A 21,877-nucleotide genomic window follows, 5' to 3' on the forward strand; every position below is an offset into this window, starting at 1 on the left:
GGACCGTCGAAAGTGAACGCATTATATAACCACAACAATACCAGTCAACGAACTGGTATTAGCGGTGCGAAAATCGCCGAAAGCCTTGTCCGGCAAGCGTTTTAGTAGCGGGAAAGCCTTTGTTTACAACGCGATGCGGGATAGGGATTTACCCGGATTGGTATGCAAGGGGACCGTTCCAGTGCCGGATTCGTCGTGCTGGCGGTGCTGAAAACGAGACGAAAATAGAACCAGTTCGGCCAACTGGTATGCATGGAACGCGGCCACCGCACGCATGCCGGCACGCCGCGTCAATGGAACTCGCGGCTCGACGTGCGCAGGCCGCCGAGCAGCGGCGTCAGATCCTCGAAATGCTGCGCGACGAGGTGCCTCACGTCGCTGACGACCTGCCATACGCCCGACGCCGCGAGCAGCCGCGAATCGAGCGTTTCGCGACGCTGCCGCGCGAGCAGCTCGGGCCGCACGATCACGTTCACGCAGCCCGTTTCGTCCTCGAGCGTCATGAACATCACGCCCTTCGCGGTGCCCGGCATCTGTCGTGCGATCACGAGCCCGCACGCGCGCGCGAGCCGGCCGTCGGGACGGTCGCGCAGCTCGGCCGCGGACGACAGCCGCTGCGCGCGCAGCGCGGGCCGCAGCAGCGCGACCGGGTGACGGTTCAGCGTGAGACCGGTGGTGTCGTAGTCGGCGAGGATGTCGTCGGCTTCCGACGGCGCGCCAAGCGCGGGCTTCTCCGCTTCGTCGATCGGCGCGGCGGCGAGCAGGTCGCGTTCGGGCGCCGCGGCGACGGCCTGCCACAGCGCATCGCGGCGATGGCCGGCAAGCGTCGCGAGCGCGTTCGCGGCGGCGAGCGCTTCGAGATCGCGCCGTTCGAGCTGCGCGCGACGCGCGAGCGTGTCGACGTTCTCGAACGGGCCGGCCGCGCGCGCGGCCTCGATGCGCCGCGCGGCAGCTTCGCCGAGACCGCGCACGAGCGACAGACCGAGCCGCACCGCCGGCTGGCCGCGCGGTGGCGGCTGACCCGGCAGCGCTTCGAGCGACGCTTCCCAGCCGCTTTGCGTGACGTCGATCGGCAGCACCGTCACGCGGTGACGTTTCGCGTCCTGCACGAGTTGCGACGGCGGGTAGAAACCCATCGGCTGGCTGTTCAGCAGCGCGGCGAGGAAGACCGCCGGTTCGTGGCATTTGAGCCAGCTGCTCGCGTATGCGAGCTTCGCGAAGCTGGCCGCGTGGCTCTCGGGGAAACCGTATTCGCCAAAGCCCTTGATCTGCTCGAAGATCTGCTCGGCGAATTCGCGCGTGTAGTTGCGCTCGAGCATCCCGTCGACGATCTTGCCGTAATACTTCTCGAGGTTGCCCTTGCGTTTCCACGCGGCCATCGCCCGGCGCAATTCGTCGGCCTCGCCGGGCGTGAAACCCGCCGCGACGATCGCGATCTGCATCACCTGCTCCTGGAAGATCGGCACGCCGAGCGTGCGTTCGAGCACGGCCTTGAGCGCGTCGCTCGGGTACGTGACCTCGCCCGCTTCTTCGCCGGCCACGATCCTGCGCCGCTTCAGATACGGATGCACCGCGCCGCCCTGGATCGGGCCGGGCCGCACGATCGACACCTGGACGACGAGATCGTAGTAGTTGCGCGGTCTCAGCCGCGGCAGCATCGACATCTGCGCGCGCGATTCGATCTGGAACACGCCGACCGTATCGGCGCGGCAGATCATGTCGTAGGTGGCTTCGTCATCCTGGGGAATGTGCTTCAGCGTGAACGGTTCGCCGCCTGGCTCCGGCGGCCCGCGCCACGCGGTGCGCATGTCGAATGCGCGATGCAGCGCCGACAGCATGCCGAGCGCGAGCACGTCGACCTTCATCAGGCCGAGCGCTTCGAGATCGTCCTTGTCCCACTGGATCACGCGCCGCCCGTCCATCGCCGCGTTCTCGACCGGCACGAGCCGCGTGAGCTTGCCGCGGCTGATCACGAAGCCGCCCGAGTGCTGCGACAAGTGGCGCGGGAAGTTGAGCAATCTCCCCGCCAGTTCGGCCCATGCGCGAATCAGCGGCGTTTCGGGATCGAGCCCGGTCGTCGCAAATTGCTGCAGCAAATCGCGACTGCCGTCGAACCAGCGATGCCCCTTCGCGACGCGGTCGACCAGCATCGGATCGACGCCGAGCGCCTTGCCGGTTTCGCGCAGCACGCCGCGCGGGCGATACGTCGACACGGCGGCCGCGAGTGCGGCGCGGTCGTGCCCGTATTTTTTGTAGATATGCTGAATCACTTCTTCCCGACGCTGGTGCTCGAAGTCGACGTCGATATCGGGCGGCTCGCCGCGTTCCGCGCTGATGAAACGCTCGAACAGCATCGTGCTTTGATCCGGATTGACTTCGGTGATGCCGAGGCAGTAGCAGACGACCGAGTTCGCGGCCGAGCCGCGACCCTGGCACAGGATGTTCTGGCTGCGCGCGTATTTGACGATGTCGTAGACGGTCAGGAAGAAGGGCTCGTATTCCAGTTGCGCGATCAACGCCAACTCGTAGTCGATCCGCTCCCGCACGTGCCCGGGTACCGTTCCGGAGTAACGTTGAAGTGCACCGTTCCGGGTCTCCTGCTCGAGGTAACTCGTTGGCGTATGTCCGGCCGGCACGATCTCGTCGGGATACTCGTAGCGAAGCGTGTCGAGTTCGAAACGACACGCATCGAGAATCACGCACGTTTCGGCGATTTCGCCCGGCGAAAACAACTTCGCGATCCGCCCACGCGTACGCAGATGCTGCTCCGCGTTCGGCGCAAGCGCATACCCGCACTCGGCAACCGGCATCCCGACCCGGATCGCCGTCATCACGTCCTGCAGTGCCTTGCACGAGCGCCGGTGCATCGTCACGTCGCCGAGCGCGACGACACGCACCCCGCGCCGCGCGCCGGCCGCGCGGATATCGTCGCGCTGCGCACCATCGAGCGCGCGCTGCAGTTGCACGAGCCCGAGCCGCGCGCGCTCGCCGAATGTCGTGCGAAACCACGCGACCTGCGCATCGAGCACGTCCGCGCGCACCGGATACGCGGGCACGAGGATCGCGAAGCAGTCGGGCATGCCGCGCAGATGCGCACACTCCGCGGGCGGTGCCGACAGCATCCGCGACGTCAGCGTGTAAGTCCCCTTCGGCGCGGCCATCCGCCGCCACGAAATCAGTTCGGAAAGATTGCCGTAACCCTCGCGGTTCTGCGCGAGCAACACGAGCCCGAACGCGCCGGGGCCAGGATCGTGGCCGGGCGCGACGTCATCCGGCGTGACTTCGAAATACGATCCGATGACGAGCGGCAGCTCTTTCGCCTTCGCCGCGACATGCATGCGCGGCGCGCCCGCGAGCGAGCATTCGTCGGTGATCGCGATCCCGCGATAGCCTTGCTCGGCCGCGCGCTCGACCAGTTCCTCCGCATGCGACGCGCCATGCAGAAACGAAAAGTTCGAACGGCAGAACAACTCCGCGTAATCGGGCAGCCAACTGAATTCCGCAACCATCGCCGCTCATCCGAACAGGCCGTGCAGGAACCAGCGCGGCACGGCCTGGCTGCTCGAACGCTCCAGGAACACCCAGTAGCACGCACCCTCTTCGTCCTGCGCGACGTGGTAATCGCGTGCGACCATCTGCCCGTCGAACCACCCGGCTTCGATCCGCTCGGCCGACGACATCATCCTGAGCGGCGTATGAAATACCGGCCGCTCGCCGCGCATCAACAACGGCAGCGGCTCGGCCAGCAGCCACGCGGGGCGCGGCGGCGCGGCGGGCGGCCCGCCGGCCGGCTTGCCCGCGTGCGCATCGAGCGGCAGCCAGCGGTTCGCGGCCTCGGGACGGTAATCGGCGACGGGGGCCGCGCGCAGCACGTTGTCCGCGCCGAGCCGTGCGACCAGCAATTCGAACAGCCGCGCGCGCGTCTCTTTCGTGCCGCCCGGTTCCGGAAAGAGATCGTCGGCCGGCGGCGCGACCGATTCGACGCGCGTGGCCTTCAGCCGCACCGCGATCACCGCGGCCGGCAACTCGACGCGCGCGAGCCGCTCGCCGAGCAGCCGCATGAAGTGCGCCTCGTCGCGCACGGGGGCGGCGAACGCGAGTTCGAGCGGCGTCGGCGGCACGGCCTGGCGGCCGCGCTCGTGCTCGAGATCGAACGTCATCGCGGCCAGCGACAACTGTCGCGCGGCCAGCCACCCGCATAGCTGCACGACGAGCCGCCGTGCGGCGAACAGCACGGCTTCCGCATATTCGACGCGCTCCGGCAATTCGAGCCGCACGTCGAACACCGGCGGCACCGCCATCCACGCAAGCGGTTCGACCGCATCGCCGTATGCGCGATCGAGCGCGGCGAGCAACGCCGGACCGCAGCGGCGCTGCAGCCCCGCGCGTGGCAGGCCGCGCAGATCGGCGAGCGTGCGGCAGCCGAGGCCGTCGAACCAGCCCGCATACGGGCGCGCCTCGGGCAACAGCACGCACGGCAAGCGATCGAGCGCACGAACGAGCGAGGCCGGCGCGGCCACGCGACGCCGGATGCAGGCGCGCGCCGACGTGCGCGCGAGCAGCCACGCACCGCGCCCGGTCGGCGCGGCGGACAGGCGCGCCGCATAGCCGAGCGCCGCGAGCGTCGCGCGCACCTGGCGGCACAGCGACGGCAGGCCGCCGAACAGGCGCAGGCTCGGGCCGACGTCAACGATCAGCGTGGCTTCGTCGTCGAGCGCGACGCACGGCGAGAAACGCAGCAACGCGAGCGCGACCGCGCGCAGCGCATCGGCCTCGCGCGCGGGATCGCGTTCGACGAGCCGCGTATCGGGCGCAAGCGTCAGCACGCCGCCGCGCTTCATGCCCGCGCGCACACCCTGCCGGCGCGCCGGTGCGTCGGCAATCAGCACGACGCCCTGCTCGAGCACCGCGCAGCCGGCATCGCCGGCCGCTGCGTCAGACGGCGGCGGGGCGCACACGTCGAGCGGCAGGCGCGGCAGATGGATGCCGAGCAAGACGCGCATAGCGGCTCTCCACGATGGGCGACGGCAAATCGAGCGTAAGCGGCTCGCTGCGCGCGGGCCCGCGACGCTTGACGATGTCGAGCGACACGCCGCCCGGCACCGGATACAGCGCGACGCGCAGCACGGCCGGCGACGGCTGACGTGCGGCCGACAGCGGGCGCAGCATCACGAACAGCGTGTCGCCGGTGCGCGCGGCCGCAAGATGCAGGCGCCGCAACGCATCGGCGCGCGCGTCCTGCCACAGCAGCAGCGCACCGCAGCAGCCCGTCCTGAGCGCCTGCTCGGCGGCCCACAACGCATCGGTGCGGTTGCCGGCGCGCAGCCACAGCAGCGCGTCGGACGGCACGCCGAGACTGGCGAGCGCGGTTGCATGCGGCGACTGCGGCGGCGCGACGAGCGCGAGCGGACGCCGCGCGCTGACCGTGCGCGCGAGCGCCGGCGCGAGCAGCCGCATCTCGCCGCTGCCCGGCTGCGCGGCCAGCAGTTCGACCAGCCCGCCGACCGGCCAGCCGCCGCCCGGCAGCTCTGCCGACAGCGGCGCAAAGCCCGTGTCGATCGTGCGCGGGCCACCGCGCGCGAGCTGCGAGCCGCGCCACAGCGACGGATGAAGGGATTCGGGAGAAATGGAGGATGCGAGCATGACGCCACCCACAACTGTATGGATATACAGTATATGGCAATGCGCTCGCGTCGCACAGTACTGGTACGAAACCAGTCTTTCGTCAGATGAAACGCGGAAGAAAAACCGGCGCGCCCGTCATCTCAAGGCGAACCGGCCCGGGCGTGGCCGGCTCGCATCGACCGAACGCCCACGACAACCACCCGGCCTGGGCGACGCCCGCGAAACCGGATCACGCCGCCGGACCGGCAAGCAAACCGGCACGATGCCCGCACCGCACACCGCGCCGATCCGCGCCGCCTGTCACGCGTCAGCCGAGCAGCAGCGCGTCGTCGTCGAGCTGCTCGTGACGCACCTTCTCGAACATCTGCAGCAGGTCCGGCACGTCGAGCCCCTTGCGCTGGTCGCCCGACACGTCGAGCACGACCTGCCCCTGATGCAGCATCACCGTGCGGTCGCCGTAGTCGAGCGCCTGCCGCATGCTGTGCGTGACCATCATCGTGGTCAGCTTGCTCTCGGCGACGATGCGCGCGGTCAGCTCCAGCACGAACGCGGCCGTCTTCGGATCGAGCGCGGCCGTGTGCTCGTCGAGCAGCAGGATCCGCGACGGCCGCAGCGATGCCATCAGCAGGCTCACCGCCTGCCGCTGCCCGCCCGACAGCAGCCCGATCCGGTCGGTCAGCCGGTTTTCCAGCCCGAGGTTCAGCAGACGCAGCTTGTCGCGGAACAGCTCGCGCGACGGCCGGTCGAGCGCCGCGCGAAAGCCGCGCCGTGCGCCACGCGCCATCGCGAGCGCCATGTTCTCCTCGATCGTCAGCGCCTCGCAGGTGCCGGCCATCGGGTCCTGGAACACGCGCGCGACGAGGTGCGCGCGGTCCCACGCGGGCTGGCGCGTGACGTCCGTGCCGTCGATCGCGATGCGCCCCGAATCGACGCGCTGGTCGCCGCTGACCGCGTTGAGGAAGGTCGACTTGCCGGCGCCGTTCGAGCCGATCACCGCGACGAACTGGCCGTCGGGAATCTCGAGCGACAGCCCGCGCAGCGCGCGCGTCTCGATCGGCGTACCGGGGTTGAACGTGAGTTTCAGGTCTTGTGCGGACAGCATGTCATGCCCCTCCGTTCTTGCGCGCGAACAGCTTCTTGCGCGTCGCCGGCAACACCAGTGCGATCGTGACGAGCGCGGCCGTCACGAGGTTCAGGTCCTGCGCCTTCAGGCCGATGAATTCGCTGTTCAGCGCCAGCGCGATGAAGAAGCGGTAGACGATCGCGCCGAGCACGACGGCGAGCGTCGTCAGCACGAGCCGGCGCGCCGGCAGCAGCGTCTCGCCGATGATCACCGCGGCCAGCCCGATCACGATCGTGCCGATCCCCATCGAGATGTCGGCGCCGCCCTGCGTCTGCGCGAAGAGCGCACCGGCGAGCGCGACGAGCGCGTTCGACAGCGCCATCCCGGCAAGCGTCGCGCGGCCCGTCGCGATGCCTTGCGCACGCGCCATCCGCGGGTTCGCGCCGGTCGCGCGCATCGCGAGGCCGAGCTGCGACGAGAAGAACCAGTCGAGGCCGAGCTTCGCGACCACCACGACGATCGCGAGCAGCGCCGGGCGCAGCACGTAGTCGGGCATCCAGTCGGGTTGCAGCACGGTGAAGATCGTCGGCTCGGTGATGAGCGGCACGTTCGGCCGGCCCATGATCCGCAGGTTCACCGAGTAGAGCGCGATCATCATCAGGATACTGGCGAGCAGATCCATGATCTTCAGGCGCACGTTGAGCCAGCCGGTGACGAAGCCGGCCAGCGCGCCCGCGACGATCGCGATCACCGTCGACGTGAACGGGTCGTAGCCGGCGGAGATCAGCGTCGCGGCGACGGCGCCGCCGAGCGGAAAGCTGCCGTCGACGGTCAGGTCGGGGAAATTGAGGATGCGAAACGAGATCAGCACCCCGAGGGCGACGAGACTGAAGATCAGGCCGATCTCCAGGGCGCCCAGAAACGAGAACAGAGACATGATGGGGAAATCCTGTTGCTTCCCGGCCGGACGTGTACGGCCGGGTGAAGCGGACGGGCGGCCCCGGGTGGGAGCCGCCCGTCCGGCGAGGTTGTCCAGGCCCGGATCGGGCCTGCAAGCGCGGCGGTCGGACCGCTTACTTGATGACCGTCTTCGCTTCCTTCACGAGATCCGGCGACAGCGTGACGCCCTGCTTCGCGGCCGCGCCCGTGTTCACGAACAGCTCGAGGTTGCTGCTCGTCTCCGACGCGATCGCGCCCGGCTTCTCGCCCTTCAGGATGCGCGCGACGATCTTGCCGGTCTGGCGGCCGAGGTCGCCGTAGTTGATGCCGAGCGCCGCGATGCCGCCGCGCTTCACGCTGTCGGTGTCGCCGGCGACGAGCGGGATCTTCGCTTCGTTCGCAACCTTCACGAGCGCTTCGTACGCGGACACGACGTTGTTGTCGGTGTTCGTGTAGATCACGTCGACCTTGCCGATCAGGCTCTTCGCGGCCGGGCCGATGTCGACGGTGCGCGGCGCGGCCGCTTCCTTCAGCGTCATGCCCTGCTTCGCGAGGATCTCCTTGAGTTCCTTCACGACCACGACCGAGTTCGCCTCGCCCGGGTTGTAGACCATGCCGACCGTCTTCGCCTTCGGCACGACGCGCTTGATCAGCGCGACCTGGCGGTCGAGCGGCAGCTTGTCGGATACGCCCGTCACGTTGGTGCCCGACGGGCCCCAGCCCTTCACGAGCTGCGCGGCGACCGGATCGGTCACGCCCGAATAGACGACCGGCACGCTCTTGGTCGCCGCGACGACCGACTGTGCGGCCGGCGTCGCGATCGCGACGATCACGTCGGGCTGGTCGCCGACGAACTTGCGCGCGATCTGCGCGGCCGTGCCCGTGTTGCCCTGCGCGCTCTGGTATTCCCACTTGAGCTTGTCGTCGCCGTAGCCTTCCGCCTTCAGTTCGGCACGCACGCCGTCGCGGATCGCGTCGAGTGCCGGATGGTCGACGATCGACAGCACCTTGACCGTCTGCGCGTGCGCAGCGCCGGCGAGTGCCAGTGCGGCCACGCCGGCCGTGATCGAACGGATCGCGAAAGTCTTGAAACGCTTCATGGGTGAGTCTCCCCCGTATTTGTGTCGGTTCTGGATGATGGATTCCCGCCGCCGTCATGCAGGTGCCGGCGCACGCAATGCAGCGGCACCGGCCTCGCGCGGGCCCCGGGAAGGCGCGCGGCGGCGAACGCATGAGAATACCATTTCCGCAGACCACCGCCTGACTCCGCGCTTTCGCACGACAGCCCGGCGCACACCGGTGCCGTGACACGTCGAAACGCGCGAGACGCCCGGCCGGCGGCAGTTTGCGCCAGGGTGGGTGCAACACGTCAGCCACTGTCGAGGCTTTACGTTATCCTGTCGATCGACCCAGTCCACGCCAGCGGAGGGCAGATGAAACCGGGGATCCATGCCGCCGCATGCGCGGCCGTCGCGCTGATGCTGCCGGGCGCGGCATTCGCGCTGACCGACGGCAATGCGCCCTACGACGATTGCATGCTCAACGCGCTGCGCGAGAGCCGCAACGGCGCGGCGGCCCAGTTGATCCAGCGCTCGTGCGACGCGCTGTACCGCAACAACGCGATGCTGCTGCCGCGCGAGCGGCGCTATCACGAGTGTGTCGTGCAGTCGCTGCCGGGCGTGCGCGACAACTACGCGATCCAGCAGATCATGGCGATCTGCTCGCGGCGCGGCGAGATGTGAGGGCGGCGGCGCGTGCCCGTCAACTGTAGAGCCAGCGCCCTGCTTTGGCCGAAACGATCAACATCCGAACATTCAGGTCCGGAACCTGATGAATTACCCTCTTCTTGAAGGGATTGATCAAGTCAAGCAATGAGGAATCGTCCTCCGGATAATATTTTTTGATGTCGAATCCACTCATATCGACATTAAATTCCTTCGAATACGCCGCCATCACCTCTTCGACCTCAGCCGCATCAAAACCCAGATCAACATCCAGATCGGTGTTCTCAGTTCCACCCTCGCCCCCTGACAACAGATAAAACCCGGACATCCCCCTCACAAAATCGATTATCCGGCGATCGATATCCACCACAATCCATCCCCCTCTCTCGCAACTCTGTTGCAGTGACTCACCGCCTTGCAAGGAATGGTTAGAACGTCACTCGCGAGAGCGCCCCATCCGATCTTGAACTGCCTTTTCAGTCTACCGAAGACATACGACCACGACATAAAGACATTCCCACCGATCCGCTGACAATTCATGTCGCGACGATCGTGCAATATCCCGAGAGATCGCTCTTATTTGGCTCGAGTGAGCAACGACGGGGCTCGGCGGGATGCCGAGGAGGAAAAACGCATACCGATTCCGCGTTCGAGCAGCGGCACGCTGAACCGATGCCAACCTGACAGACCGTTACGAAACCGTACCGATCGGATAAGCGCAAATGCAATGAGCGATCTTCAAGTCGCCCCTGCATCTCGCAAGCGCGTCAGAGCTACGCAGCCAACGCATGCGCAGCAGCAACGGAACGCCGCCTGTCGCATATAAAAAAGGCCTGCACACGTGCAGGCCTTCGTTCGGTCAACCGATCGCGCTCAGAACGACGCGACCATCGAGCCCTTGAACTGCTTGTTGATGAATTCCTTCACTTCACGCGACTGGTACGCCTTGACCAGCTTCTTCACCCACGGCTGATCCTTGTCCTTCGCGCGCACGGCGATCAGGTTCGCGTACGGGCTCGTCAACGATTCGAGCGCGATCGCATCCTTGGTCGGCTGCAGGTTCGCGGCGATCGCGTAGTTCGTGTTGATCACGGCTGCGTCGACGTCCGACAGCACGCGCGGCAGTTGCGCGGCGTCGAGTTCGGAAATCTTCAGCTTCTTCGGGTTATCGGCGATGTCGAGTACCGTCGCGTTGTTGCCGCCCGTGCCGGCGCCGGCCTTCAGCTTGATCACGCCTTGCGTCTGCAGCAGCAGCAGTGCGCGGTTCTCGTTCGACGGATCGTTCGGCACCGCGAGCTTCGCGCCTTGCGGCAGATCCTTCAGCGACTTGAACTTCTTCGAGTACACGCCCATCGGCGAGATGTAGGTCAGGCCCGCGCTGACGATCTTGTAGCCGCGCTGCTTCACCTGGCTGTCGAGGTAGGGCTGGTGCTGGAAGCTGTTCGCGTCGAGGTCGCCCGCGTCGAGCGCCGCGTTCGGCTGCACGTAGTCGTTGAACTCGATGACCTTCACGTTCAGGCCTTCCTTCTCCTTCGCGACCTTCTGCACGACTTGCCACACTTCCGAATCCGGACCGGCAACCGTACCGACCTTGATCACCTTGTCTTCGGCGTGCACGCCAGCCGACAGCGTCAGTGCGGCACCGGTGGCCAGCACGGAAAATACCTTCAGGAGACTGCGACGCTTCATCTGTTTCTCGCTTTCTTGCTAACTGAAAATGGGGGCGCGATACGGGTATGCCCCGACTCGCAGGAAGGGGCAAATGGTGTCACAGGATGAGCCGGAAGTGAAATACATCCCGCTCATATGGGTATGCACCGCGACGGTGCTGGCGGGGGCTGTGCGAATTGGCCGTTAGTTGCGTTTAATGAGACGAAGGAGCGACCTTCCTTTGCGAACTGCCGGCCGGGCACGATGCTTCATGACGCCGTGCCCGCCTTCGTCGATAGCAGCACGCTGCCGCGGTTACGCGGCGACCGCTTCTTCCGCGGGCTGCACGCCGAACACCGGTTCGCCTGTCCGCCCGCCGGCGCGATGCGACGCGCCACCCCCGTTGCCACCACCGACCCGGAACGCACCGACCGCGTCGCGCAGCCGCCCGGCCTGCTCCTGCAGCGACGCAGCGGCTGCTGCGGCCTCCTCGACGAGCGCCGCGTTCTGCTGCGTGACCTGATCCATCTGCGTGACGGCACGCCCGACCTGCGTGATGCCGCTCGCCTGCTCTTCGGATGCGGCCGCGATCTCGCCCATGATGTCGGTCACGCGCGCGACCGCCTGCAGGATCTCGCCCATCGTCGTGCCGGCCTGGCCGACCAGCGTCGAGCCGTTGCGCACACGCTCGACCGAGTCGACGATCAGCTCGCGGATCTCCTTCGCGGCCGTCGCGCTACGCTGCGCAAGCGAGCGCACCTCGCCCGCGACCACCGCGAACCCGCGCCCCTGCTCGCCGGCGCGCGCGGCCTCGACCGCCGCATTCAGCGCGAGGATGTTGGTCTGGAACGCAATGCCCTCGATCACGCCGATGATGTCGGCGATCTTGCGCGAGCTGTCGTCGATCTCGCCCATCGTGCCGATCACGCGGCTCACGACGTCGTTGCCCGCGCGCGCGATCTCCGATGCGTTGTTCGCGAGCCCGCTCGCCTGCCGCGCGTTGTCGGCGTTCTGCTTCACCGTCGCGGTCAGTTGCTCCATGCTCGCGGCCGTTTCTTCCAGCGACGCGGCCTGCTCCTCGGTACGCTGCGACAGGTCGTCGTTGCCGGACGCGATCTCGCGGCTCGCCGATGCAATCGATTCGGCCGACTGGCGGATCCCGCCGATCGTCGCCTGCAAGCGCGCCTGCATGTCGCGCATCGCCGCCATCATGCTCGTGCTGTCGCCGTCGCGCACGGGCACCGGCCGGCTCAGGTCGCCCTGCGCGATACGGATCGCCAGCGCGGCCGCTTCGTCCGGCTCGCCGCCGAGGCTGCCGCGCACGTTGCGGATGATCACGAGCATCGCCGCGCTGATCACGAAACCGATCACGAACACGACCGCGAGGTGACCGAACAGCGTCCGGTAGTAGACGGTATCGATGTCCTTCAGGAATACGCCGCTCGAGATGTTCCAGTCCCACGGCGCGAAGCGCGTGACGTAGCTGATCTTCGGCACGGCCGTCTCGCTGTGCGGCAGCCGTCCGCGATACTCGGCGAAGCCGCTGCCGGTCGCCTTCGCGGCATTCAGGATCGTGACGAACAGCGGTTTGCCGTCCGGATCGAGATAGTCGCCGACCTGCGTGCCGACGAGCTTCGGCAACGTCGGATGCATCAGCACGACGGGCTTCGAGTCCATCACGAACACGTAGCCCGCATCGCCGTAGCGCATCGCGGCCAGGCTCGCGAGCGCCTCGCGCTTCGCGTCGGCCTCGGGCAGCGTGCCGTTCTGCGCGAGTGCGTGATACGCGCTCACGATGCCGGCCGCCGAGTCGACGAGGTTCGCGATGCCTGCCTTGCGTTCGGCGAGCATCGTCGCGCGCGTCTCGTACGCGCTCCACGCGCCGACGCCGAGAAGGCCGACCCATACCAGCGCAAGCGCGAGCCACAGCTTGCGGTTCAAACTCATTCTGCTCATCTGCATGCCTCTCGTCGATATCGATGCCCGGAATGCGCGCGACGGTCTCGACCGCGCGCAAACGGTTGCTTCCATATTTACGGCAGCGACGCTTACAACTTGAATACACGCGGCCGGCGCGCGAAGCACGGCACGACACGGAACGGCCGCTGTGCTACAAAGACCAGCTGGCCGGCACGCACCGCGCCGGCGACATTCCAGGGCCATCCATGTACGTCATCGACATCCACTACACCGCGTCGCTCGAGCGCATCGACGACGCGCTCGAACGCCATCGCGCGTATCTGCAGCCGCTGCTGGAGCGCGGCATCTTCATCGCGGCAGGGCCGAAGGTGCCGCGCGAAGGCGGCGTGATCCTCGCGGCCCGCATCGACCGCGACGAACTCGACGCGATCCTGAAGACCGATCCGTTCGTGACCGAAGGGCTCGCGACCTATCGCGTGACCGAATTCAGGATCACGCGCGCCGCGCAGGGCTTCAACGTGCCGGCGCTGCCGTAATCGCGCCCGGGCGCGGCGAATGTGCGTGCACGTACGCGCCGCGCGCTGCGAAGCGGTGACGGCAATTCGAGGGGAAGCAGGAAGCATGCGTGACGGCGCGTCGCGGCCGTCACGCGTATCGCCGGGCGAGCGCCCGGGCGATCATGCGGCGCGTGCCGCTCAGTCGACCAGCAGTTTCAGGTCGTGGACCCACGGGCCGGGGCCCTGGCCGTCGCGCACGAACAGGCGCAGCTTGCCGTCGCGATCGAACACGTAGCTCGCGGCGGTGTGATCCATCGTGTAGCTGCCGGGCGTCTTGCCGGGCACCTTCGCGTAGTACACGCGGAAATCCTTCGTGACCTTCTTCAGCTGCGCTTCGTCGGCCGGCCGCAGGCCGATGAACGACGGATCGAACGCGGGCACGTACTGGCCGAGCAGCGCGGGTGTATCGCGCTCCGGATCAACGGTGACGAACAGCACCTGCACCCGCTTCGCGGCATCCGGCCCGAGCTGCTTCAGCGCCTCGGACAATTCGGCCATCGTCGTCGGACAGACGTCCGGGCAGTGCGTATAGCCGAAGAACATCACGACCGCGCGGCCCTTGAAGTCGGCCAGCGTGCGCACCTTGCCGGTCGTGTCGGGCAGCGAGAAATCGGTGCCGAACTGCGTGTTGCCGGTGATGTCGAGATTCTGGAATTTCGGCGCGTTGTCGCATCCGGCGAGCAGCAAAGCCGCCGCGAATGCGCACGCCAGCATCCAGCCTTGGCGCGCGCGGCGCCCGAACCGTGAATGGAGCATTGCGTTCAAACCGTGCAGTTACACGCCGAGCAGCGGACGTGCATAGTGATCGACGAGCAGCGCGGCGAACAGCAGCGACAGGTAGACGATCGAATAACGGAAAGCCTTGCGGGCGAGTGCGTCCGAGTAATCGCGGTAGATCTTCCACGCATACGCGAGAAACACCGCGCCGAGCAGCACCGCGCTCGTCAGATAGACGGCCCCGCTCATCCCGGAGATGAACGGCATCAGCGTGACCGCGAACAGGATCACCGTGTACAGCAGGATGTGCAGCCGCGTGAACTTCTCGCCGTGCGTGACGGGCAGCATCGGCAGCCCCGCGTTCTCGTAGTCCTTGCGGCGATAGAGCGCGAGCACCCAGAAATGCGGCGGCGTCCACACGAAGATGATCAGCACGAGGATCCACGCGTCGCCCGGCACCGCGCCGGTGACCGCGGCCCAGCCGAGCGCCGGCGGCATGGCGCCCGACGCCCCGCCGATCACGATGTTCTGCGGCGTCATCGGCTTGAGCAGCAGCGTATAGATGACCGCGTAGCCGACGAACGTCGCGATCGTCAGCCACATCGTCAGCGGATTCGTGAACGTATAGAGCGTCCATGCGCCGACGCCGCCGAGCACGGCAGAGAACAACAGGATCTGCGGCGTCGTGATCTCGCCGCGCGCGGACGGACGCCACGCGGTGCGGCGCATCATCGCGTCGATCTTCTGCTCGACGAGGCAGTTGATTGCGAACGCGGCGCCGGCCAGCAACCAGATACCGACCGTGCCGCCGATCAGCACATGCCACGGCACCATGCCCGGCGTCGCGAGAAACATGCCGATCACCGCGCAGAACACTGCGAGCTGCGTGACACGCGGCTTCGTCAGCGCCATGTACTGCGAAAACCGGCTACCGGGCGATTGGGAAAGGGTGCTTTGCATGGGGACGGTCACGCCGGGGCGGCGTCGCGCGCGGGCTGCACGACACGGCCGGGGCGGCTTGAAAGGATGCGAAAGTTTAACATGACGACGAGCAGCAGCAGGATCGCGGCGCCGCCGTTGTGCGCGACGGCCACCGGCAGCGGCCACTGCAGCACGATGTTGGTCAGGCCCGTCACGAACTGCAGCAGCACGACCAGCAGCACGCCGTTCGCGGGCCGCCGCAGCGACGCGAAGCGGCGCATCTTCAGCGCGAACGCGACCAGATACGCGACGACGACGAACGCGAACGTGCGGTGCGTCCAGTGGATCGCGACCAGCGCGTCCTGCGTGATCGCCTCGCCGTCCTGCGTCATCCCGAGCGCGCGCCACAGATGGAAGCCCTGGCCGAAGTTCATCGGCGGGATCCACTGCCCGTTGCAGGTCGGGAAATCGGTACACGCGAGCACCGCGTAGTTGGTGCTCACCCAGCCGCCGAGCGCGATCTGCACGACCAGCAGCACGAGCGCCGCGAGCGCGGCCGCGCGGTAGCGGCCGGCCTCCGGATCATGCGACGGCAGCGGCGTCTGCCGCGCCGCGAGCCAGCCGAGCGTGCCGAGCAGCGTCAGACCGAGCAGCAGATGGGTCGTGACGATCACGGGCTGGAGCTTCATCGTGACGGTCCAGGCGCCGAACACGCCCTGCACGACGATCAGCAGCAACAGGCTCGTCGGCCACCACGGCGACACGTGCAGCGGCCGGCGGCGCAGCCGCGCGGACCACGCGATCACGACCTGCGCGATGATCAGCACGCCGATCGCCATCGCGAAATAGCGGTGGATCATCTCGATCCACGCCTTCGTCATGCTGACGGGGCCGGTCGGCATCGCCTGATGCGCGGCCGTGATCGCGGCGTGCGCGATGAACGGCGACGACGTGCCGTAGCAGCCGGGCCAGTCCGGACAGCCGAGGCCCGAATCGGTCAGACGCGTGAAGCCGCCGAACATCACCAGATCGAGCGTCAGGAACGTGGTGATCCACACCAGCTTGCGGAACTTGTTGTCGTCGGCCTTCACCCACACGTACGACAGCGGCAGCAGCGCGATGCAGAAGCCGATCAGGCCGAGTTGCAGTAGATACGACATCGAATGTTTGCCTCGTTGTCTCGCCTTAACCGATGCTCGACCACTTCAGCAGCTTCGTGACGTCCGTCTTGATCTTGCTGGGGTTCGGGTTCTTCGGGAAACGCATCATCAGGTTGCCGTTCGGGTCGACCATATAGAGATGGTCGGTGTCGCGCGTGCCGGCATCGGCCGGCAGCCACGCGGCCACCGCGGCCGGATCGGCGACCAGCCGGCGCGTGTCGGGATAGGCGTCCAGCACCTTCTGCGGAATCGCGCCCGCATCGCTGCGCAGCCACACCATCGTGATCCGGTGCCGCTCGCCCGCCTGCGTGACGCGGATCTGGCGCATGAAATAGAGCTTTTCCGCGCATGCGTCGTCGCACGCGCTGTCGTCGGTCATCACGAACAGCCACACGCCGCGCAGCGACGACAGCGGGACCGTCTTGCCGGTTTCGTCGGTGACCTGCAGATCGGCCGGAATCGGCCGCTGCGGCTCGATCAGCGTGCCGTAATTGGTCGAGCCGCCCTTCGGCTTGATTACGTAATAGGTGAAGTACGACGCGAGTATCGGCGCCGCGCACACGAGGCCGAGCAACACGAGCATCCAGCGGCCGCGCTTGCGGGCCGCCGGAGAAATCGGCGCCGCGGCCGAACCCTGACGGGAAGATTGCATGGACAAATCAAACCTCTCGAAACGAACCCGCGGCATGGCCGCCGCGTCCGGGCATCGCGCTCACGCGCCGGCCGACTTCTTCGCCGCACGCCGCGCGGCGTACAGACCGAAACCGAGCGCGGCCGCCGCCATGGCCCACCACTGAAACATGTAACCGTAATTGCGCTCGACGCCGGTCGTCGCCGCCGGCCAGTCGCGCACGAGCTTGTCGCCGTCGTCGCTCGTCTGCTGGATCACGAACGGCTGCAGCGGCAACCCCGTTTCCTTCGCATATGCGCCGACGTCCAGGTTCTGCCGGATCTTCTGGTGCGCGGCCGAGCCGCCTTCGCCGAGTTCGAACGCGCGCGACGCATCGGCGCGCGCGATACCCTCGATCTCGACTTCGCCGGCAGGCGTCGGAAACGGCTCGATCGCCGTGCGATCGGAGATGTTGCGCGGCAGCCAGCCGCGGTTGACCAGCACGACGCCGCCGCCCGTGAGTTTAAACGGCATCACGACGTAAAAACCTGGCTGGTCGTTATACGGCCGATTGTCGAGGAACACCGCTTGCTCCGGCACGAAGCGGCCGGTGGCGCGCACGCGGTGAAACTCGATCGACGCCAGCGGCATCGGCTGCGCACCGACATCGACGGGCGCCGCGTGCTCGTAGCGGACGATATTCGCCTGCAGCGCTTCCTTCTGGTGCGCGCGGTCGCGCTGCCAGAAACCGAGACGGATCGTGACCGCGACGACGATGAGGATCAGCAGCGCGGGCAGCAAACGGATCTTCATCATGCCGCCCGCCAGGCGCATTCGCGAAAGCGAAGTGCGATAATTATCCTCTTCCTTTCGAATTGCCGTCGTCCGGTTCGTGTCATGCACATACTCGTTCCTATTGCCTTCGTCCTCATCATCGCCAGCATGGGCTCGGCGCTCTACTTCATGATGCACGACCGCGGCCACACGAAACGCATGGCCTGGTCGCTCGCCACCCGCGTCGGGCTGTCGATCTCGCTGTTCCTGTTCATCCTGCTCGCGAACTGGATGGGCTGGATCCATTCGACCGGCCTGCCGATCGGGCGTTGATGCATTCGCCACGGCGGCCGCCGCAGCCGCTGTGACATTTCGCCGCACAGCCGCGCCACCAAGCAAAAGCGCCGCCTGACTGAGTCGCGGCGGCGCCGGGGTGGCGTTGAGCACAAGCAGCCAGCCGCTGCTCCGTCCCCGCCAATGAAAACGGCCCGCGCATCGCTGCGCGGGCCGTTGTTGCATTTACAGCCAGTAGACGACGACGTACAGGCCGAGCCAGACGACGTCGACGAAGTGCCAGTACCACGCGGCCCCTTCGAATGCGAAGTGATGATCGGGCTTGAAGTGGCCGCGGATCATCCGCACCAGCACCACCGCGAGCATCGTGCCGCCGAGGAACACGTGGAAACCGTGGAAGCCCGTCAGCAGGAAGAACGTCGAGCCGTACACGCCCGAGTTCAGCGTCAGGTTCAGTTCGTTGTACGCGTGGTAGTACTCGAAGCCCTGCATGAACAGGAAGCAGATACCGAGCACGAGCGTCGCGGCCAGCCAGGCAATCGCCTTCTTGCGGTGATCGTCGCGCAGCGCGTGGTGCGACACCGTCAGCGTCACGCCCGACGACAGCAGGAATGCCGTGTTCAGCGTCGGGATCGGCCACGGACCCATCGTCTTGAAGTGGCCGGCGAGCGCGGCGGGGCCTTCGTTCGGCCACACGGCGGAGAAATCCGGCCAGATCAGCTTGTAGTCGAGGCTGCCGAGCTGATGCAGCGCGATTTCACGCGCATAGAACAGCGCACCGAAGAACGCGCCGAAGAACATCACTTCGGAGAAGATGAACCAGCTCATGCTCCAGCGGTACGACTTGTCGACGTTCTTGCCGTAATGACCGCCTTCCGACTCGGAAATCGCATCGCCGAACCAGTGATACAGCGTGAAGAGCAACCACAGCAGGCCAACCAGCGCCGTGTACGGAGCCCAGTCGTGACCGTTGATCCACAGCGCCACCGACCCGAGCATGACCAGCAGGCCGATGGCCGCGCTGATCGGATGCTGCGACGGATGCGGCACGAAATAGTACGGGGTCTGGTTTTGACCGCTCATGCTTGATTCTCCACTTCAGTCCAATTTGTGTACCGGAAACCGCTCCGGCTTTATTTCTTGCGCGGCGCGACCGCCGCCGCTCTTTCCCGCACGCAGCGCCGAGGCGCCGCGCACTGCATTCTTTCGTGGCCGCGGGCGTCAGCCCACGACCGCGCGCACGATCAGGATCAGCACGCCGATGAACATGCCGGCCGCGATCAACGCGACGATCAGCACGTGCAGCGGATTGAGCTGCGTCGCGTCGGCCTCCAGATCGCGCCGCTTGCGCACACCGAAGAACGACCACAACACCGCCTTCAGCGCCTGGCCGAACGTGCCGTTCCGCCTGGTCTCCGTCATCGCCCTGTCTCCGTCGTCACGCGCCCGGCGTCGTCGCGCCCGGCGCCGCCGTACTGCGCTGCGCCGGCGCCGACGCGGCCGGTGTATTCAGTTCGAAGAACGTGTACGACAGCGTGATCGTCTTCACGTCCTTCGGCAGTTTCGGATCGATCACGAACACCACCGGCATCCTGCGCGACTCGTTCGCGGCCAGCGTCTGCTGCGTAAAGCAAAAGCACTCGATCTTCTTGAAGAACTCCGTCGCCTGCTTCGGCGCGTAGCTCGGAATCGCCTGCGCGACCACCGGCCGGCCCTGCCCGTTCGTCACGTCGTACATGATCGTCGTCAGTTCGCCCGGATGCACGTCGAGGCTGTTGTGCTCCGGCTTGAAGCCGAGCGGGCCGCGTGCATTCGCATCGAATTCGACCGACACCGTACGGCTGTAGTCGACCTGCGAATTCTTTGCCTCACGTTCGCTGACGTCGCGCTGCACCAGGTTGTTGATACCGGTGACCTGGCAAATCGCGCGATACATCGGAATCAGCGCGAAGCCGAAGCCGAACATCAGTGCGGCCACGACGAAGAGCTTCACCAGCATCGAACGATTGAATGCGCGATCGACGGCGCCCTCTTCCGGCTTCGACATACGACTGCTTCCTCGTTACTACGTCAGTTACTGCATCAGTGTGTGGACAGCCACCACTGCTTGATCACGACACTCACAAAAAAAACGGCGGCGATGACGAGCAGGATGAAGCCGAGCCGCTTGTTGCCCGCGCGAATCTGCTCGGGCGTACGTCTTTGTTGTGGATTCCGGTTCATCTGAAACTTCGCTGAAATTTCAATTCGGCGCCCGCCGCGCCTGCCTGCACGGCAGGCAGCGGCGGAGCGCGGTGAAACTTATTCGACGTGCGGCGGTTGCTCGAACGTGTGGAAGGGAGCCGGGCTCGGCACCGTCCACTCGAGGCCCGTCGCGCCATCCCACGGCTTGTCCGACGCCTTTTCCAGCTCGCCGCCGCCACGGTAGGCCGGCAGCGCGACCGCGAACAGGAAGTACACCTGCGCGAGGCCGAAGCCGAATGCGCCGATCGTCGCCACCTGGTTGAAGTCCGTGAACTGCGCAGGGTAGTCCGCATAGCGGCGCGGCATGCCCGCGAGACCGACGAAGTGCATCGGGAAGAACGTCAGGTTGAAGAAGATCATCGACGACCAGAAGTGGATCTTGCCGCGCGTCTCGTTGTACATCCAGCCCGTCCACTTCGGTGACCAGTAGTACCAGCCCGCGAACAGCGCGAACAGTGACCCGGCCACCAGCACGTAGTGGAAGTGCGCCACCACGAAGTAAGTGCCGTGGTACTGGATGTCGAGCGGCGCCATGGCCAGCATCAGGCCCGTCAGGCCGCCGAACGTGAACACGAACAGGAAGCCGATCGCGAACAGCATCGGGGTTTCGAGCGTCATCGAACCGCGCCACATCGTCGCGAGCCAGTTGAACACCTTCACGCCCGTCGGCACCGCGATCAGCATCGTCGCGTACATGAAGAACAGCTGACCGGTGACCGGCATGCCCGTTGCGAACATGTGGTGCGCCCAGACCATGAACGACAGGATTGCGATCGAAGCCGTCGCGTACACCATCGAGCTGTAGCCGAACAGCGTCTTGCGCGCGAACGCCGGGATCACCTGCGACACGATCCCGAACGCCGGCAGAATCATGATGTACACCTCGGGGTGGCCGAAGAACCAGAAGATGTGCTGGTACATCACCGGGTCGCCGCCGCCTGCCGCGTTGAAGAACGACGTGCCGAAGTGGCGGTCGAACAGCACCATCGTGATCGCGCCCGCCAGAACCGGCATCACGGCGATCAGCAGGTACGCCGTGATCAGCCACGTCCATGCGAACATCGGCATCTTCATCAGCGTCATGCCCGGTGCGCGCATGTTCAGGATCGTCACGACGATGTTGATACCGCCCATGATCGACGATGCACCCATCAAGTGGACCGCGAAGATCGCGAAGTCCATGCCCGGGCCCATCTGCGTCGACAGCGGTGCGTACAGCGTCCAGCCGGCAGCCGTCGCGCCACCCGGCGCGAAGAACGAACTGACCAGCAGCACGGCTGCAACCGGCAGCAGCCAGAAGCTGAAGTTGTTCATCCGTGCGAACGCCATGTCCGATGCGCCGATCTGCAGCGGAATCATCCAGTTCGCGAAGCCGACGAATGCCGGCATGATCGCGCCGAACACCATGATCAGGCCGTGCATCGTCGTGAGTTCGTTGAAGAACTCCGGACGCATGATCTGCAGGCCCGGCTCGAACAGCTCGGCGCGGATGCCGAGCGCCATCACGCCGCCCGACAGGAACATGATGAACGAGAACAGCAGGTACAGCGTACCGATGTCCTTGTGGTTGGTGGCGAACAGCCAGCGCCGCCAGCCGTGCGGTGTTTCGTGCGCGTGGTCGTCGTGCGCGTGGTCCGCGGCTACGTCGTGCCCGATGCTAGACATGAGAATCTCCTAAT

General features: G+C 66.4%; 21 protein-coding genes and 1 pseudogene. 3 read left to right on the forward strand and 19 right to left on the reverse strand.

Annotated elements, in window-relative coordinates:
• Window positions 1-290 precede the first annotated feature (290 nt).
• The 6 genes from DCN14_RS29720 to DCN14_RS29745 form a co-directional block, all read right to left on the reverse strand.
• Window positions 291-3,509 (reverse strand): error-prone DNA polymerase, encoded by a 3,219-nt coding sequence (locus tag DCN14_RS29720; protein WP_096507386.1) that lies wholly within the window; start codon window positions 3,507-3,509, stop codon window positions 291-293.
• A gap of 6 nt (window positions 3,510-3,515) precedes the next feature.
• Window positions 3,516-5,003 carry a DNA polymerase Y family protein gene (locus DCN14_RS29725; protein ID WP_096507387.1) on the reverse strand — a complete coding sequence of 496 codons (1,488 nt, stop codon included), beginning with the start codon at window positions 5,001-5,003 and terminating at the stop codon, window positions 3,516-3,518.
• Window positions 4,936-5,643 carry a translesion DNA synthesis-associated protein ImuA gene (imuA, locus tag DCN14_RS29730; protein ID WP_096507388.1) on the reverse strand — a complete coding sequence of 236 codons (708 nt, stop codon included), beginning with the start codon at window positions 5,641-5,643 and terminating at the stop codon, window positions 4,936-4,938. The genes DCN14_RS29725 and imuA overlap by 68 nt, the downstream gene beginning before the upstream one ends.
• Before the next feature lie 289 nt (window positions 5,644-5,932).
• The gene (locus DCN14_RS29735) at window positions 5,933-6,727 is read right to left on the reverse strand and encodes an ABC transporter ATP-binding protein (protein WP_096507389.1); all 795 of its coding nucleotides are present in this window, start codon (window positions 6,725-6,727) and stop codon (window positions 5,933-5,935) included.
• Window position 6,728: 1 nt separating this feature from the next.
• Complete coding sequence (locus DCN14_RS29740) at window positions 6,729-7,625, reverse strand: ABC transporter permease (protein WP_096507390.1); 897 nt, start codon at window positions 7,623-7,625, stop codon at window positions 6,729-6,731.
• A gap of 136 nt (window positions 7,626-7,761) precedes the next feature.
• The gene (locus tag DCN14_RS29745) at window positions 7,762-8,727 is read right to left on the reverse strand and encodes an ABC transporter substrate-binding protein (protein ID WP_096507391.1); all 966 of its coding nucleotides are present in this window, start codon (window positions 8,725-8,727) and stop codon (window positions 7,762-7,764) included.
• A gap of 333 nt (window positions 8,728-9,060) precedes the next feature.
• Here DCN14_RS29745 and DCN14_RS29750 point away from each other — a divergent pair, with 333 nt between their 5' ends.
• A complete protein-coding gene (locus DCN14_RS29750; RefSeq protein ID WP_096507392.1) occupies window positions 9,061-9,369 on the forward strand; it encodes a VF_A0006 family four-cysteine protein in 309 nt (102 codons plus the stop codon).
• Window positions 9,370-9,388: 19 nt separating this feature from the next.
• Here the strand turns inward: DCN14_RS29750 and DCN14_RS29755 are convergent, their stop codons facing one another.
• The 3 genes from DCN14_RS29755 to DCN14_RS29765 form a co-directional block, all read right to left on the reverse strand.
• Window positions 9,389-9,718 (reverse strand): DUF1493 family protein, encoded by a 330-nt coding sequence (locus DCN14_RS29755; RefSeq protein WP_203368152.1) that lies wholly within the window; start codon window positions 9,716-9,718, stop codon window positions 9,389-9,391.
• 506 nt (window positions 9,719-10,224) lie between these two features.
• Window positions 10,225-11,040: a MetQ/NlpA family ABC transporter substrate-binding protein gene (locus DCN14_RS29760; RefSeq protein ID WP_096507393.1), complete on the reverse strand. Its 816-nt coding sequence runs from the start codon at window positions 11,038-11,040 to the stop codon at window positions 10,225-10,227.
• A 276-nt stretch (window positions 11,041-11,316) separates the two neighbouring features.
• Window positions 11,317-12,957, reverse strand: coding sequence for a methyl-accepting chemotaxis protein (locus DCN14_RS29765; protein WP_096507463.1), 1,641 nt, complete (start codon window positions 12,955-12,957; stop codon window positions 11,317-11,319).
• Window positions 12,958-13,166: 209 nt separating this feature from the next.
• On the opposite strand from DCN14_RS29765, the gene DCN14_RS29770 reads away from it, so the two are divergent.
• A complete protein-coding gene (locus DCN14_RS29770; protein ID WP_039321616.1) occupies window positions 13,167-13,457 on the forward strand; it encodes a YciI family protein in 291 nt (96 codons plus the stop codon).
• Window positions 13,458-13,616: 159 nt separating this feature from the next.
• Here DCN14_RS29770 and DCN14_RS29775 read toward each other — a convergent pair whose 3' ends face one another.
• The 5 genes and pseudogenes from DCN14_RS29775 to DCN14_RS29795 all read right to left on the reverse strand — a co-directional run bounded on the left by DCN14_RS29775 (window position 13,617) and on the right by DCN14_RS29795 (window position 17,699).
• A complete protein-coding gene (locus DCN14_RS29775) occupies window positions 13,617-14,234 on the reverse strand; it encodes an SCO family protein (RefSeq protein ID WP_096507394.1) in 618 nt (205 codons plus the stop codon).
• Between the two features lie 18 nt (window positions 14,235-14,252).
• Entirely contained in the window at window positions 14,253-15,155 is a 903-nt protein-coding gene (cyoE, locus tag DCN14_RS29780; RefSeq protein WP_096507395.1) for a heme o synthase, read from the reverse strand.
• Between the two features lie 8 nt (window positions 15,156-15,163).
• On the reverse strand, window positions 15,164-16,276 hold the full coding sequence (locus DCN14_RS29785) for a COX15/CtaA family protein (protein WP_096507396.1): 1,113 nt from the start codon (window positions 16,274-16,276) through the stop codon (window positions 15,164-15,166).
• A 25-nt stretch (window positions 16,277-16,301) separates the two neighbouring features.
• Window positions 16,302-16,874: pseudogene (locus tag DCN14_RS29790) on the reverse strand (cytochrome C oxidase subunit I); the annotation flags it as partial.
• A gap of 114 nt (window positions 16,875-16,988) precedes the next feature.
• The gene (locus DCN14_RS29795) at window positions 16,989-17,699 is read right to left on the reverse strand and encodes an SURF1 family protein (protein ID WP_239007782.1); all 711 of its coding nucleotides are present in this window, start codon (window positions 17,697-17,699) and stop codon (window positions 16,989-16,991) included.
• 84 nt (window positions 17,700-17,783) lie between these two features.
• Here DCN14_RS29795 and DCN14_RS29800 point away from each other — a divergent pair, with 84 nt between their 5' ends.
• Window positions 17,784-17,993, forward strand: coding sequence for a twin transmembrane helix small protein (locus DCN14_RS29800; RefSeq protein WP_096507399.1), 210 nt, complete (start codon window positions 17,784-17,786; stop codon window positions 17,991-17,993).
• 186 nt (window positions 17,994-18,179) lie between these two features.
• On the opposite strand, the gene DCN14_RS29805 is transcribed toward DCN14_RS29800, so the two are convergent.
• From DCN14_RS29805 to ctaD, 5 genes are all read right to left on the reverse strand, one after another.
• Complete coding sequence (locus tag DCN14_RS29805; RefSeq protein ID WP_096507400.1) at window positions 18,180-19,037, reverse strand: cytochrome c oxidase subunit 3; 858 nt, start codon at window positions 19,035-19,037, stop codon at window positions 18,180-18,182.
• Window positions 19,038-19,175: 138 nt separating this feature from the next.
• Complete coding sequence (locus DCN14_RS29810) at window positions 19,176-19,376, reverse strand: DUF2970 domain-containing protein (RefSeq protein ID WP_096507401.1); 201 nt, start codon at window positions 19,374-19,376, stop codon at window positions 19,176-19,178.
• A 16-nt stretch (window positions 19,377-19,392) separates the two neighbouring features.
• Entirely contained in the window at window positions 19,393-20,001 is a 609-nt protein-coding gene (locus tag DCN14_RS29815) for a cytochrome c oxidase assembly protein (protein WP_096507402.1), read from the reverse strand.
• Window positions 20,002-20,036: 35 nt separating this feature from the next.
• Window positions 20,037-20,177 (reverse strand): cytochrome oxidase small assembly protein, encoded by a 141-nt coding sequence (locus tag DCN14_RS38490; RefSeq protein ID WP_096507403.1) that lies wholly within the window; start codon window positions 20,175-20,177, stop codon window positions 20,037-20,039.
• A gap of 78 nt (window positions 20,178-20,255) precedes the next feature.
• Window positions 20,256-21,863, reverse strand: coding sequence for a cytochrome c oxidase subunit I (gene ctaD, locus DCN14_RS29820; RefSeq protein WP_096507404.1), 1,608 nt, complete (start codon window positions 21,861-21,863; stop codon window positions 20,256-20,258).
• Between the last annotated feature and the right edge of the window lie 14 nt (window positions 21,864-21,877).

Origin of the sequence: Burkholderia sp. IDO3 (assembly GCF_003366075.1) — a bacterium.
In the GTDB taxonomy this organism is placed as follows: domain Bacteria; phylum Pseudomonadota; class Gammaproteobacteria; order Burkholderiales; family Burkholderiaceae; genus Burkholderia; species Burkholderia anthina.

Bases quoted from the DNA above. Each gene is read 5' to 3' on its own strand.
- DCN14_RS29720 (WP_096507386.1), bottom strand. From the start codon at position 3,509: ATGGTTGCGGAATTCAGTTGGCTGCCCGATTACGCGGAGTTGTTCTGC.
- DCN14_RS29725 (WP_096507387.1), bottom strand. From the start codon at position 5,003: ATGCGCGTCTTGCTCGGCATCCATCTGCCGCGCCTGCCGCTCGACGTG.
- imuA (WP_096507388.1), bottom strand. From the start codon at position 5,643: ATGCTCGCATCCTCCATTTCTCCCGAATCCCTTCATCCGTCGCTGTGG.
- DCN14_RS29735 (WP_096507389.1), bottom strand. From the start codon at position 6,727: ATGCTGTCCGCACAAGACCTGAAACTCACGTTCAACCCCGGTACGCCG.
- DCN14_RS29740 (WP_096507390.1), bottom strand. From the start codon at position 7,625: ATGTCTCTGTTCTCGTTTCTGGGCGCCCTGGAGATCGGCCTGATCTTC.
- DCN14_RS29745 (WP_096507391.1), bottom strand. From the start codon at position 8,727: ATGAAGCGTTTCAAGACTTTCGCGATCCGTTCGATCACGGCCGGCGTG.
- DCN14_RS29750 (WP_096507392.1), top strand. From the start codon at position 9,061: ATGAAACCGGGGATCCATGCCGCCGCATGCGCGGCCGTCGCGCTGATG.
- DCN14_RS29760 (WP_096507393.1), bottom strand. From the start codon at position 11,040: ATGAAGCGTCGCAGTCTCCTGAAGGTATTTTCCGTGCTGGCCACCGGT.
- DCN14_RS29765 (WP_096507463.1), bottom strand. From the start codon at position 12,957: ATGAGCAGAATGAGTTTGAACCGCAAGCTGTGGCTCGCGCTTGCGCTG.
- DCN14_RS29770 (WP_039321616.1), top strand. From the start codon at position 13,167: ATGTACGTCATCGACATCCACTACACCGCGTCGCTCGAGCGCATCGAC.
- DCN14_RS29775 (WP_096507394.1), bottom strand. From the start codon at position 14,234: ATGCTCCATTCACGGTTCGGGCGCCGCGCGCGCCAAGGCTGGATGCTG.
- cyoE (WP_096507395.1), bottom strand. From the start codon at position 15,155: ATGCAAAGCACCCTTTCCCAATCGCCCGGTAGCCGGTTTTCGCAGTAC.
- DCN14_RS29785 (WP_096507396.1), bottom strand. From the start codon at position 16,276: ATGTCGTATCTACTGCAACTCGGCCTGATCGGCTTCTGCATCGCGCTG.
- DCN14_RS29795 (WP_239007782.1), bottom strand. From the start codon at position 17,699: ATGAAGATCCGTTTGCTGCCCGCGCTGCTGATCCTCATCGTCGTCGCG.
- DCN14_RS29800 (WP_096507399.1), top strand. From the start codon at position 17,784: ATGCACATACTCGTTCCTATTGCCTTCGTCCTCATCATCGCCAGCATG.
- DCN14_RS29805 (WP_096507400.1), bottom strand. From the start codon at position 19,037: ATGAGCGGTCAAAACCAGACCCCGTACTATTTCGTGCCGCATCCGTCG.
- DCN14_RS29810 (WP_096507401.1), bottom strand. From the start codon at position 19,376: ATGACGGAGACCAGGCGGAACGGCACGTTCGGCCAGGCGCTGAAGGCG.
- DCN14_RS29815 (WP_096507402.1), bottom strand. From the start codon at position 20,001: ATGTCGAAGCCGGAAGAGGGCGCCGTCGATCGCGCATTCAATCGTTCG.
- DCN14_RS38490 (WP_096507403.1), bottom strand. From the start codon at position 20,177: ATGAACCGGAATCCACAACAAAGACGTACGCCCGAGCAGATTCGCGCG.
- ctaD (WP_096507404.1), bottom strand. From the start codon at position 21,863: ATGTCTAGCATCGGGCACGACGTAGCCGCGGACCACGCGCACGACGAC.